Source organism: Salmonella sp. SJTUF15570 (assembly GCF_043357055.1).
In the GTDB taxonomy this organism is placed as follows: domain Bacteria; phylum Pseudomonadota; class Gammaproteobacteria; order Enterobacterales; family Enterobacteriaceae; genus Salmonella; species Salmonella enterica.
The window spans coordinates 104,007-116,723 of the sequence record NZ_JBEUKJ010000007.1; the positions used below are offsets into that span (position 1 = coordinate 104,007).

The 12,717-nt window shown below is 53.7% G+C and carries 10 protein-coding genes; 5 read left to right on the top strand and 5 right to left on the bottom strand.

The window, feature by feature from the left end; genetic code table 11:
• Window positions 1-19 precede the first annotated feature (19 nt).
• Entirely contained in the window at window positions 20-1,063 is a 1,044-nt protein-coding gene (fraE, locus tag ABVN44_RS15570; RefSeq protein WP_023232290.1) for a fructose-asparagine asparaginase, read from the top strand.
• Between the two features lie 46 nt (window positions 1,064-1,109).
• Here fraE and gorA read toward each other — a convergent pair whose 3' ends face one another.
• Together gorA and ABVN44_RS15580 are read right to left on the bottom strand one after the other, a co-directional pair.
• Complete coding sequence (gorA, locus tag ABVN44_RS15575; RefSeq protein WP_023232289.1) at window positions 1,110-2,462, bottom strand: glutathione-disulfide reductase; 1,353 nt, start codon at window positions 2,460-2,462, stop codon at window positions 1,110-1,112.
• Window positions 2,463-2,566: 104 nt separating this feature from the next.
• On the bottom strand, window positions 2,567-3,409 hold the full coding sequence (locus ABVN44_RS15580) for a 23S rRNA (adenine(2030)-N(6))-methyltransferase RlmJ (protein ID WP_023232288.1): 843 nt from the start codon (window positions 3,407-3,409) through the stop codon (window positions 2,567-2,569).
• Window positions 3,410-3,619: 210 nt separating this feature from the next.
• Here ABVN44_RS15580 and ABVN44_RS15585 point away from each other — a divergent pair, with 210 nt between their 5' ends.
• The 3 genes from ABVN44_RS15585 (at window position 3,620) to rsmJ (ending at window position 7,880) form a co-directional block, all read left to right on the top strand.
• Complete coding sequence (locus ABVN44_RS15585) at window positions 3,620-4,891, top strand: phosphatase PAP2 family protein (protein ID WP_198870407.1); 1,272 nt, start codon at window positions 3,620-3,622, stop codon at window positions 4,889-4,891.
• Window positions 4,892-5,072: 181 nt separating this feature from the next.
• A complete protein-coding gene (gene prlC, locus ABVN44_RS15590) occupies window positions 5,073-7,115 on the top strand; it encodes an oligopeptidase A (protein ID WP_000184178.1) in 2,043 nt (680 codons plus the stop codon).
• 6 nt (window positions 7,116-7,121) lie between these two features.
• Window positions 7,122-7,880 (top strand): 16S rRNA (guanine(1516)-N(2))-methyltransferase RsmJ, encoded by a 759-nt coding sequence (gene rsmJ / locus ABVN44_RS15595; RefSeq protein WP_001165127.1) that lies wholly within the window; start codon window positions 7,122-7,124, stop codon window positions 7,878-7,880.
• Window positions 7,881-7,971: 91 nt separating this feature from the next.
• Here rsmJ and dtpB read toward each other — a convergent pair whose 3' ends face one another.
• Both dtpB and uspA read right to left on the bottom strand, forming a co-directional pair.
• The gene (dtpB, locus tag ABVN44_RS15600; RefSeq protein WP_001098270.1) at window positions 7,972-9,444 is read right to left on the bottom strand and encodes a dipeptide/tripeptide permease DtpB; all 1,473 of its coding nucleotides are present in this window, start codon (window positions 9,442-9,444) and stop codon (window positions 7,972-7,974) included.
• A 324-nt stretch (window positions 9,445-9,768) separates the two neighbouring features.
• A complete protein-coding gene (gene uspA / locus ABVN44_RS15605; RefSeq protein ID WP_000323565.1) occupies window positions 9,769-10,203 on the bottom strand; it encodes a universal stress protein UspA in 435 nt (144 codons plus the stop codon).
• 387 nt (window positions 10,204-10,590) lie between these two features.
• Here uspA and uspB point away from each other — a divergent pair, with 387 nt between their 5' ends.
• On the top strand, window positions 10,591-10,926 hold the full coding sequence (gene uspB / locus ABVN44_RS15610) for a universal stress protein UspB (RefSeq protein ID WP_000626193.1): 336 nt from the start codon (window positions 10,591-10,593) through the stop codon (window positions 10,924-10,926).
• Between the two features lie 140 nt (window positions 10,927-11,066).
• Here the strand turns inward: uspB and pitA are convergent, their stop codons facing one another.
• Window positions 11,067-12,563 (bottom strand): inorganic phosphate transporter PitA, encoded by a 1,497-nt coding sequence (gene pitA, locus ABVN44_RS15615; RefSeq protein WP_000902764.1) that lies wholly within the window; start codon window positions 12,561-12,563, stop codon window positions 11,067-11,069.
• Between the last annotated feature and the right edge of the window lie 154 nt (window positions 12,564-12,717).

A 12,717-nucleotide genomic window follows, 5' to 3' on the forward strand; every position in this document is an offset into this window, starting at 1 on the left:
TTTAATTCAGAGGAAGAAAATGAAAATCAGAGTTTTCATGGCCACCGTGTTGCTGCTCATCAGCCACTGTGTATTTAGCGCAACGTCACTACCGCATATTGTTATTCTCGCGACAGGCGGTACCATCGCCGGGACGGCAGCCAATAATACGCAAACCGCCGGATATAAATCCGGTGAACTTGGCGTGCAAACATTAATAAATGCCGTGCCGGAAATGAATAATATCGCTCGCGTTGACGGCGAGCAGGTGGCGAATATTGGTAGCGAAAATATGACCAGCGATATTATCCTGAAACTTTCACAGAAGGTGAATGCGTTATTGGCGCGGGACGATGTTGACGGTGTGGTTATTACTCACGGCACTGACACGCTCGATGAAACCGCCTACTTTCTTAATTTGACCGTGAAAAGCGACAAACCGGTGGTGTTTACCGCTGCAATGCGGCCCGCGTCGGCAATCAGCGCCGATGGCGCAATGAACCTGCTGGAAGCGGTCACGGTGGCTGCTGACCCGAATGCGAAGGGACGTGGTGTGATGGTGGTTTTAAACGATCGTATTGGTTCGGCGCGTTTTGTGACGAAAACTAATGCCACGACTCTGGATACCTTTAAAGCGCCGGAAGAGGGCTATCTGGGGGTCATCGTTAATGGTCAGCCACAGTTCGAAACGCGGGTGGAAAAAATTCATACCCTGCGATCTGTTTTTGACGTACGTAATATCAAAAAATTACCCAATGTGGTGATTATTTACGGCTATCAGGACGACCCGGAATATATGTATGATGCGGCGATCGCCCATCACGCGGACGGTATTATTTATGCCGGAACCGGCGCAGGTTCGGTCTCGGTACGCAGCGACGCGGGGATTAAAAAAGCGGAGAAAGCCGGGATTATCGTGGTGCGCGCTTCCCGCACCGGAAACGGCGTAGTACCGTTGGATAAAGGGCAGCCAGGGCTGGTGTCTGACTCGCTCAACCCGGCGAAGGCGCGAGTGTTGCTGATGACGGCATTAACTCAGACGCGTAATCCGGAACTGATCCAGAGTTATTTCAGTACGTATTAATCATGCAGGCTTGTGCGCCCACCCTCGAAGATGGGCGCACAAGATCTTAACGCATGGTCACAAACTCTTCCGATGCGGTCGGGTGGATGGCGACGGTATTATCGAAGTCTTTCTTGGTAGCGCCCATCTTCAGCGCTACCGCGAAGCCCTGCAACATTTCATCCATGCCGAAGCCGATACCGTGGATACCCACAATTTTTTCTTCCGGCCCGACGCAGACCAGCTTCATACGGCACGGCTGGCGGTGCGTCGTCACCGCGGTATACATAGCGGTAAACGATGATTTATAGACTTTTACCTGCTCGTCGCCGTACTGCTCGCGCGCCTGTGGCTCGCTTAACCCGACGGTGCCGATAGGCGGATGGCTAAAGACCACGGTCGGGATGTTGCTGTAGTCCAGATGCTCGTCCGGCTTGTTGTTAAACAGGCGTTCGGAGAGACGGCGACCGGCGGCGACGGCGACTGGCGTTAACTCCACTGCGCCGGTGTTATCGCCAACGGCGTAAATGCCTTCAACGTTGGTATTCTGGAATTTATCGACAATGATGTAACCTTTTTCATTGGTTTTCACGCCCGCCGCCGCCAGATTAATATTGTCGGTCGACGGTTCGCGACCAATGGCCCAGATCAGGCAATCAACGGTTTCACTGCGGCCATCTTCCAGTTCCAAAGTCAGACTGCCGTCGGCGTTTTTCACCACCGCTTTCGGCACGGCGTGAGTATGCAGTTGCGGGCCTTCGGCGTTCATCACCTCAACCAGCGTTTCGCTAATCATTGGGTCAAAACTGCGCAGCGGCGCATGTTTACGGACAAACAGATGCGTTTTCGCCCCCAGCGCGTTGATAACGCCAGCCAGTTCAACGGCGATATAACCTGCGCCTACCACCGCGACGCGCTCCGGCAAGGCAGACAGCGCAAAGAAACCGTCGGAATCAATGCCGTATTCCACGCCTGGAATGCCCGGATGGCTCGGACGGCCGCCGGTAGCGATCAAAATATGGTCGGCGGTGATGGTTTCGCCGTTCACTTCAATGGTTTTGGCATCGACAAAGCGGGCAAAGCCTTTAATCACATCCACGTTATTTTTGCCCAGCACGTTGTCGTATGAAGTATGGATGCGGTCAATATACGCGGTACGGCTGGCAATCAGCTTGCTCCAGTCGAACTGATTAATCGTGGCGTCAAAACCGTAGTCCGGGCCATACAGATGAATCGCTTCACGAATCTGCGCGGCATGCCACATCACTTTCTTCGGCACGCAGCCCACGTTAACACAGGTGCCGCCCAGCTCTTTGGCTTCGATGAGCGCGCATTTCTGGCCGTACATAGCGGCGCGGTTAATCGAGGCGATACCGCCGCTGCCGCCGCCGATAGCGATGTAATCATAGTGTTTGGTCATGACCGCTCCTTTATGTTCGTTGTCGGACGGATAGATTCTGCGCTACCCGCCAAAATATTCGCGATTGTATACCTGAAAGTGAAAGGTTCCACCGATGGCTGTGATTACTCCGGCACGATCCAGCTTACCGAAGTGTGTCCGTGACCGTTTGGCGCCAACCTGCTGTGCAGCCACGGTAGCACGTTGTTCATCTGCTGCTCCAGTTTCCACGGCGGGTTAACCACGATCATACCGGAGGCCGTCATCCCGCGCTGATCGCTGTCCGGGCGGATCGCCAGCTCAATTTTCAGGATTTTACGGATGCCGGTGGCCTCCAGATCATGAATCATGCGCTTAATTTGCTGGCGGAGCACCACCGGATACCATAGCGCGTATGTCCCGGTGGCGAAACGTTTATAACCCTCGCTGATGCCGCTGACTACCGCCTGGTAGTCGGTTTTCATTTCATAAGGCGGGTCAATGAGGATCAGACCGCGGCGGGAAACCGGCGGTAATTTGGCTTTCAGTTGCTGATAGCCGTCAGCGCGTTCCACACGGGCGCGGTTGTCTTTTTGAAACTCCGCGCGCAACAGTGGGAAGTCGCTGGGATGCAATTCCGTGAGTTGCAGACTGTCCTGCTCACGCAGCAACTGGCGGGCGATTAACGGGGAGCCCGGGTAGTAGCGTAACTGCCCGCTGCGGTTGAAATGTTTTACGACGCTAATATACGGTTCCAGTTCGGCGGGCAGATCGTCCTGCTGCCAGATACGGGCGATGCCTTCCAGATACTCTCCGGTACGTTCAGCATGTTCGCTGCCCAACTGATAACGCCCCGCGCCCGCGTGCGTGTCCAGATAGAGAAACGGTTTTTCTTTCTCTTTTAGCGACTCGATGATCAGGCTCTGAACGGTATGTTTAAGGACGTCGGCGTGGTTGCCAGCGTGAAAGCTGTGACGATAACTGAGCATGGATGCAGATATTCCGGGAAGTAAACAAGTTAGCCGATAGTTTACCGCAGATCCGTAGAGATTACCCCAGTACCGCCATGTTGTTTCGCGCGTTGTGAAAGTATTGCAAGACGTGTTCGTATCATCAAACCGTCAACTGCGCAGGCCAGCATCGCCTGTGGACAAGGTAGTGGTTTTGACCTGGCGTTATTTTTAATGAAAGGAACCATAATGAAACTACACATTACTGTACTGGCGTCATCTCTGGCGCTGGCGATGCCGGCACTGGCGAAAGATATTCCCCTGTCCCAGGCGGAGTCGATAGCGAAAAGCGTGACGCCCGACTCGGCGAGCGTCGCCTTTAATGACCTTGAGGCTCAATGGCTGACACAGTTGCGTAAGGTATTACAAGGCGATACCGCCGCGTTGACTCGCGACGCCCTGGCTCAGATGCGACAGAATTCCATCCAGGCGGATAATGCCTGGTTACAGGCTAGCGGTTATGATTTTCATACTACTGAGAATCAACAGATGGGAATTACCCTACTTTCCGCCTTCAATACATTGCCGGAAGCAGTATTGAAAGACAATCTGGCGACGGTGACGGCGATTAATCACGATGCCGATGTTAATACCCGTCACCAGGCGCTGGCGGATGCGGAAAGCGTGGAGTATCTCTATTTCCTGAGCGACGCAATGGGGCCACGGCTGGGGCGGGCATTTCTCGCCGCTTATGATAAAGGTGAGTTGGGCAAAGCGGCAGCGTTGATTAAAGCCTCGGAAGTCAGCACCGGCGCGGCGAAAAAATATTTTCATTACCCGCGTCCTTACCAGGTGCCGGGTAATACTATCCATTTGACGCCGGATGATGTGGTGGTAAAAGATGGTCATCCTTATACCGCAGGTGGCGGTGCTTTTCCCAGCGGACACACGAATACCGGTTATACGGATGCGCTGTTGATGGCGGAAATGATCCCGGAACGCTTTGATGCGCTGGTGATTCGTGGCGCGCGTTATGGCTATTCTCGCCTGGTCCTTGGCGTACACTATCCGCTGGATGTGATGGGCGCGCGGATGGTCGCGCAGCGTAATGTCGCGCATTATCTTAACGATCCGTATTATCGTACGTTATTCAACGAAGCTCGCGCTCAACTGCGCGAGGCGCTGGTGAAAGAGTGCGGTACGACGATTGTCGAATGCGCGGCATCGGCCGGAAAAGACGATCCGTACCGCGATCCGGCCATGCATACCTTCTACCGCTTCACCATGACTTATAACCTGCCGCAACAGAAAGGCGAGCATCAGCCGTTGAAAATACCAAAAGGCGCCGATGTTCTGCTACAGACAGCGCTGCCGAACCTGTCGCCAGCGCAGCGTCAGGCGTTAATGGAAGAGACGGCGTTACCGGCAGGATATCCGTTGTCGGGCGAGACCGAGGATCAACAGTTCTGGCAGCGTCTGGATCTGTCCGCTGCTTACGAGATGGCGAGAAAAACGCGCTGACGTTGTCACCCGGCTTATAAAACGTAAGCCGGGATGATGTTAAAGGGGCGGCTTATTGCAGCGATACCCACGTCTGTACGCTGTCCATCATTGAAATTCCCCTTACTATCCCCCATTCTAGATCTCATCGCGAGAGCGCCAAAAGCGCGCTCCACTCACCTTCTTCTACAGGACTGCGCATATGACCAATCCATTACTAACGTCTTTTTCACTGCCGCCTTTTTCTGCAATTAAACCGGAGCATGTGGTGCCTGCGGTCACCAAAGCGTTGGCCGATTGCCGGGCGGCGGTAGAAGGCGTTGTGGCGCATGGCGCGCCGTATAGCTGGGAAAACCTCTGCCAGCCGTTGGCGGAAGCCGACGATGTTCTGGGGCGTATTTTCTCGCCAATTAGCCACTTAAACTCGGTGAAAAATAGCCCGGAGCTGCGTGAAGCCTACGAACAGACGCTGCCGCTGTTGTCGGAATACAGCACCTGGGTTGGCCAGCATGAAGGGTTGTACAACGCGTACCGCGACCTGCGCGACGGCGATCATTACGCCACTCTGAATACCGCGCAGAAGAAAGCGGTTGATAACGCGCTACGTGATTTTGAACTGTCCGGCATCGGCCTGCCGAAAGAGAAACAGCAGCGTTACGGCGAAATCGCCACCCGCCTGTCTGAGCTGGGCAACCAGTACAGCAATAATGTGCTCGATGCCACCATGGGCTGGACGAAGCTCATCACCGACGAAGCCGAGCTGGCGGGAATGCCGGAAAGCGCGCTCGCCGCCGCTAAAGCCCAGGCGGAAGCCAAAGAGCAGGAAGGTTACCTGCTGACTCTGGATATCCCGAGCTATCTGCCAGTGATGACCTACTGCGACAACCAGGCGTTGCGTGAAGAGATGTATCGCGCCTATTCCACTCGTGCCTCCGACCAGGGGCCGAACGCCGGTAAGTGGGATAACAGCCCGGTGATGGAAGAAATTCTTGCGCTGCGCCATGAACTGGCGCAACTGCTGGGCTTCGAAAATTATGCCCATGAGTCACTGGCCACCAAGATGGCGGAAAATCCGCAGCAGGTGCTCGATTTCTTAACCGATCTGGCGAAACGCGCCCGTCCGCAGGGGGAAAAAGAGCTGGCCCAGCTGCGCGCCTTCGCCAAAGCCGAATTTGGCGTTGAGGAACTGCAACCGTGGGATATCGCGTACTACAGTGAAAAGCAAAAACAGCACCTGTACAGCATCAGCGATGAGCAGCTACGTCCGTACTTCCCGGAAAACAAAGCCGTGAATGGCCTGTTTGAAGTGGTGAAACGTATTTACGGCATCACTGCCAAAGAGCGTACTGACGTTGATGTCTGGCACCCGGAAGTGCGTTTCTTTGAACTGTATGACGAAAATAACGAGCTGCGCGGCAGCTTCTACCTTGACCTGTACGCGCGCGAACACAAACGCGGCGGGGCGTGGATGGACGACTGTGTCGGCCAGATGCGTAAGGCGGACGGCACATTGCAAAAGCCGGTCGCTTATCTGACCTGTAATTTCAACCGTCCGGTGAACGGTAAACCCGCTCTGTTTACCCATGACGAAGTGATCACCCTGTTCCACGAGTTTGGTCATGGCCTGCATCATATGCTGACCCGTATTGAGACCGCCGGGGTCTCCGGTATCAGCGGCGTGCCGTGGGACGCGGTCGAACTGCCAAGCCAGTTTATGGAAAACTGGTGCTGGGAGCCGGAAGCGTTGGCGTTTATCTCCGGCCACTATGAAACCGGCGAGCCGTTGCCGAAGGAACTGCTGGATAAAATGCTGGCGGCGAAAAACTATCAGGCGGCGCTGTTTATTCTGCGTCAACTGGAGTTCGGTCTGTTTGATTTCCGTCTGCATGCGGAATTTAACCCGCAGCAAGGAGCGAAAATTCTTGAGACGCTCTTTGAAATCAAAAAACAGGTCGCCGTGGTGCCGTCACCGACATGGGGCCGCTTCCCACATGCGTTCAGCCATATCTTTGCTGGCGGCTATGCGGCAGGCTACTACAGCTATCTGTGGGCCGACGTACTGGCGGCGGACGCTTATTCCCGCTTTGAGGAGGAAGGTATTTTCAACCGTGAGACCGGTCAGTCGTTCCTTGATAACATCCTGACTCGCGGTGGTTCTGAAGAGCCGATGGAACTCTTTAAACGCTTCCGTGGCCGTGAACCACAACTGGACGCGATGCTGGAGCATTACGGGATTAAAGGCTGATTTTACGTGCAAATCTGCTTAATGGATGAAACGGGCGCCACAGACGGCGCCTTATCTGTTCTGGCTGCCCGCTGGGGACTGGAGCATGACGAAGACAACCCGATGGCGCTGGTATTGACGCCGCAACATCTGGAGCTGCGCAAGCGCGACGAACCGAAGCTCGGCGGCATTTTCGTCGATTTTGTTGGCGGCGCGATGGCCCATCGACGTAAGTTCGGCGGCGGGCGCGGCGAAGCGGTGGCGAAAGCCGTCGGTATCAAAGGCGATTATCTGCCGGATGTGGTTGATGCCACGGCCGGACTGGGGCGCGATGCGTTTGTGCTGGCGTCCGTCGGTTGCCGCGTGCGGATGCTGGAGCGTAATCCGGTGGTCGCCGCGTTGCTCGACGACGGCCTGACGCGCGGCTACGCCGATGCGGACATTGGCGGCTGGCTTCAGGAGCGTTTGCAGCTGATTCATGCTTCCAGCCTGACGGCGTTGACTGATATCACGCCGCGCCCGCAGGTGGTCTACCTCGATCCGATGTTTCCTCACCGGCAGAAAAGCGCGCTGGTGAAGAAAGAGATGCGGGTGTTTCAGTCGTTGGTGGGGCCGGATTTAGACGCCGACGGACTGCTGGAACCGGCGCGTCAGTTGGCGACCAAACGCGTGGTAGTCAAACGTCCCGATTATGCGCCGCCGCTGGCGGATGTCGCGACGCCCAACGCCATCGTCACCAAAGGGCATCGGTTTGATATTTATGCCGGAACCCCTCTGACGGAGTAACGGATTGCCCGATGGCGTTGCGCTTATCGGGCCTACGATTCTCAATTATTTGTAGGCCGGATAAGGCGTAAGCCGCATCCGGCACTGAGTATTACTGTTCGGTACCTGGCGTATTAATCATCCGGTTTAACCATGGCACCATAATGGCCATCACCACGGTGACCGCCAGTGTTACCAGACCAATTTTGCTAAAGACGCCGGTATAAATGGGCAGCGTCTGTAACGGATCGGTGATGTTTTCCGGTACGGCAGTGAAGGTCGCCACATAACCGCCGAGCAGGAAGGCGGCGGCTTGGGTCAGGAACCACATTCCCAGAATAAAGCCCATCAGATGCTGCGGCACCAGAGCGGCGACCATTGCCAGTCCCAGCGCGCTAATCAGCAACTCGCCCAGACTCTGGAACAGATACACCAGCACGATAAACCACGGCGACGTCAGTCCTTGCGCATCGGCAAACCACATCCCGGCGGCGGCGGCGGTCAGAAAACCCAGCGCGCAGAGGAACATGCCAAGCGTAAACTTCATCGGCATAGTCAGATCTTTGCCTTTGCTACCCAGTCGGGTGTAAATCGCTGCCAGTACCGGACTGGCGACGACCACCCAGAATGGGTTCAGCGCCTGAAAACTCACCGGGTTAATGGCGAATCCAAGAATTTCATGATGCACGTTATTAATCGCAAAGAAGTTCAGCGAGGTAGGCATCTGCGCATACAGAATGTAAAACAGCACGGCTTCAATCATCAGAATAAACGCCACGAACATTTTATTGCGGCCGGTTTTATCCAGACGAAACGCTTCGCGAAAGAAGAAAATAGTGACGACGATAGAAAGGATGATGAGCACCAGATTGGCAATCTTAACGTTGTGCATCAGCCAGGCGCAGAGGAAAATCATGACGACGGTGCCGAGCAGTACCAGCAGCAAATTGCGAAAACGTAGCGGTTTATGATCCGGTTCAGAACCGATATTTTTCACCATGCCACGGCAGGCGAAGTACACCAGAAGCGCAACAATTAAACCAGCGCCGCACAGATTATAGGTCACCGCATAGCCAAATTTATCGGCAATCACCGGCGCCAGCGATAGCGATAACAAAGAACCGATGTTAATCGACATATAAAACAGGGTGAAAGCGCCATCCAGCCGGGGATCTTTAGGCTGATAGCATTTAGAGAGCAGGCTGGCGGGATTGGCTTTAAATAACCCGTTGCCCACGGCAATCGTACCCAGCGCGATAAAAATCAGATCGGGATTTAATAGCGACATGCCGGTCATAAAATAGCCAATCGCCAGCACAATCGCGCCCAGGACCAGGGTGCGTTTAGTCCCTAACAGATGGTCGCCAACATAGCCGCCGATGGAGATCAGGCCATAAACCAGCGCCGCAAAAGCGCCAAAGGTAATAAAGGCCTGTTCCTGAGAAAAACCCAATTGTTTAACGAAAAAGACCGCCAGGATGCCCTGGACGCCGTAATAGCCAAATCGTTCCCATAATTCTACAAAAAAGATCATGAAGAATGGACGAGGTTGCTGCAGCAAGCCCGTAGGTGCAGTTGTATTCATATTCCTTCGCCTTTTAATGCCATCCCGAAACGTATGAGCGCGTATATCAAAACGCGCCGAAAAGACTTACCCTGATATAGACTGCGGTTATTAGCCTGATCAATAGGTTATTATACAAATGATACGCAAACTAATTAGTGGATCACACTAATTATGTTTGGTGTGATGGAATGATGTACTGAGTACTGCGAAGAAGGGGGGATAAACAAAACGCCCACATAAGCGGGCGTTGTTGTTGATAGCCGGAATTTGCCTGATGGTTCAGGCCAACCTGATTGACTATAGACCAGATGCGGTCTTAGCCGCCAGCCGGCACGGCAAGCATTACTCTTCTTCGTCGCGCAGCGGAACAATCAGCATGTCAACGTGAACGGTGTTGATCAGCTGGCGCGCAGAAGACATCAGTTTGCTCCAGAAGTCCTGGTGATGACCGCAAACGACCAGATCCATATCGTATTTCTTGATGGCGTCAACCAGCACCTGGCCCAAATCGCCGCTACCGCTCAGGGTTTCAGTGATAGGGTAGCCAGCGTTGGTAGACAGCTCGGTCAGCGCGTGGTGGGTTTCTTCGGAGATACGTTTCTGCATATCGCCCAGATTGACGTCAATCAGACCGGTGTACAGGTCAGAATAGTTCACATCAACGTGGATGAGGGAGATTTTCGCGTTGTAGGGGCGCGCCATAGAGACCGCTTTTTCAACCAGAACTTTACTTTCCGGGGAGAGATCAACTGCGATAAGAATGTGTTTATAAGCCATAGTGTTACTCCTTCCATAAGTTGTCGATGACCATTGAGCTACTGGCGTTTCTTATGCCGCCGCGTCACCCGCGTCCTGCGAACTCTATGCGCGGGGCTAGCTCAGCCGTTTACCATAACTATCCTTACATTATAGCGACCAGGATAATCCGTCAATCTGCCTTGCTTGCCAGTTAGTTAAACAAAATTTTCAGGGAATTGCATTGATAGTGATTAACCTTCTGGTAAAAAAATTAACTGATCTCCTACAATGTGTATAAGAGCCGTTCGAATGCGGAGCGCTAATATGGACGGCTTTCGTAGTACTCTTTCACTGATTGTCTGGCAGGGTATCGGGGAGCGGTAGTCCCGGAGAGGAACTCCGTGGGCGGGTCGCCGGGGAGGAGATATGATAAGCACCGTCTCACTATTCTGGGCTTTATGTGTCGTTTGCATTGTTAATATGGCGCGCTATTTCTCATCGCTACGCGCACTGTTAGTGGTACTTCGTGGTTGCGATCCTTTGCTCTATCAATATGTCGATGGCGGCGGCTTCTTTACCACGCATGGTCAGCCCAACAAACAGGTGCGCCTGGTATGGTATATCTACGCTCAGCGCTATCGCGATCATCATGATGAAGAATTTATTCGCCGTTGTGAACGCGTGCGCCGCCAGTTTCTGCTGACCAGCGCGTTATGCGGTTTGGTGGTGGTGAGCTTGATTGCGCTCATGATTTGGCACTGAATGAAAAAAGCGGGCCAGTTTCCTGACCCGCTCATGTTAGATAAGCCTCCCGGATGACGCCGCTTGTAGCGGCCTATCAGGCCTGTGTCGTTTCATCCTGACAGGCCGGATTAGCGACAGCGCTATCCGGCCCATTTGGCTTAAATAATCTTCAGGGAAAGCCAGTACAGCACGCCGGAAAGAATAATCGCCGCCGGTAACGTAAATACCCAGGCCATCAGAATGCTGGTCACGGTTTTACGCTGCAACCCGCCGCCATCAACGACCATGGTTCCCGCCACTGAAGAGGAGAGTACGTGAGTGGTAGAAACTGGCATACCGGTGTAGCTGGCAAGACCGATAGAGACTGCCGCCGTCATCTGCGCCGACATTCCCTGCGCATACGTCATGCCTTTTTTACCAATTTTCTCGCCGATAGTGGTCGCCACGCGACGCCAGCCGATCATCGTACCAATACCCAGCGCCAACGCCACTGCCATAATGATCCACACCGGCGCATACTCAATGGTGCTTAACATATCGGTCTTCAGCTTTTTCAGCAGGCGCTGGTCATCGCTGCTTACGCCAGGCAATTTCACGACTTTATCGGTCGTGTCGGAAATGCACAGCATAATGCGACGCAACTGACTACGCTGTTCAACGCTTAACTTGTCGTAGCTTTCCACGTTTGCCAGCATCCCTTTCGCACGGTTAAGCGCGTTAATGGTGTTAGCCGGATGGCAGTGGAATTCAGTCGGTTCAGTCGCGCCCGGTTCCGGAGACGGAATCAGTTGGTCAACGCCGGTGACGGCTTTCAGCAGGTCAGGACGCTGCTCAAAGTACGTTTCGACATTGTTGATAGCATCGCGCGTACGGGTGATTTCGTAGCTGGAGGCATTCATATTGACCACGAAACCCGCAGGCGCGACGCCAATCAGCACCAGCATGACCAGGCCAATGCCTTTCTGACCATCGTTCGCGCCATGCGAAAACGCCACGCCGATAGCTGAGAGGATCAGCGCGATACGCGTCCAGAACGGCGGCTTTTTCTTGCCGTCTTTCTTTTCACGTTCGGCTGGCGTCAGGTGGATACGGGCGCGTTTCTTAGTACCGCTCCAGTAGCGGCGCAGCAAGAAAATCAGACCGCCGGCGAATACCAGACCGACAATAGGGGAGATAATGAGTGAACCGAAAATATTGATAACTTTCGGGATGTTAAGCGCATCCACCACTGACGTGCCGGTCATCATCGCATTGGTTAAACCGATGCCGATAATGGCGCCAATCAGCGTGTGGGAACTGGACGCCGGCAACCCGAAATACCAGGTGCCGAGGTTCCAGATAATCGCCGCCAGCAACATGGAAAAGACCATAGCGAGGCCGTGCGCGGAACCCATGTTGAGCAGGAGATCTGTCGGTAGCATATGCACAATGGCATACGCCACGCTGAGACCCCCCAGCAAAACGCCAAAAAAGTTAAACACCGCCGCCATGACAACCGCCAGTTGCGAACGCATCGCACGGGTGTAAATCACGGTTGCGACTGCATTGGCTGTGTCATGGAAGCCGTTAATCGCTTCGTAGAACAGCACAAAAGCCAGAGCAAGCAATAATAAAAGCCCGGTATGTAAATCCAGGCCAGCAAACAAATGTAGCATAGGACGTTACGCCATTTTGAGGACATGAACGCGGCGCATTATCAGTGACTTTGGCGGCGCGGGCAAAGTGAAATATAGACTTTTTTTGATGTACTTCGTGCTTTGTTTGATATCACTAAAGAATTATCTTATATATTTCAGATAAATACCATTT

Coding starts and splice junctions, on each gene's coding strand:
- fraE (WP_023232290.1), top strand. CDS start 20: ATGAAAATCAGAGTTTTCATGGCCACCGTGTTGCTGCTCATCAGCCAC.
- gorA (WP_023232289.1), bottom strand. CDS start 2,462: ATGACCAAACACTATGATTACATCGCTATCGGCGGCGGCAGCGGCGGT.
- ABVN44_RS15580 (WP_023232288.1), bottom strand. CDS start 3,409: ATGCTCAGTTATCGTCACAGCTTTCACGCTGGCAACCACGCCGACGTC.
- ABVN44_RS15585 (WP_198870407.1), top strand. CDS start 3,620: ATGAAACTACACATTACTGTACTGGCGTCATCTCTGGCGCTGGCGATG.
- prlC (WP_000184178.1), top strand. CDS start 5,073: ATGACCAATCCATTACTAACGTCTTTTTCACTGCCGCCTTTTTCTGCA.
- dtpB (WP_001098270.1), bottom strand. CDS start 9,444: ATGAATACAACTGCACCTACGGGCTTGCTGCAGCAACCTCGTCCATTC.
- uspA (WP_000323565.1), bottom strand. CDS start 10,203: ATGGCTTATAAACACATTCTTATCGCAGTTGATCTCTCCCCGGAAAGT.
- uspB (WP_000626193.1), top strand. CDS start 10,591: ATGATAAGCACCGTCTCACTATTCTGGGCTTTATGTGTCGTTTGCATT.
- pitA (WP_000902764.1), bottom strand. CDS start 12,563: ATGCTACATTTGTTTGCTGGCCTGGATTTACATACCGGGCTTTTATTA.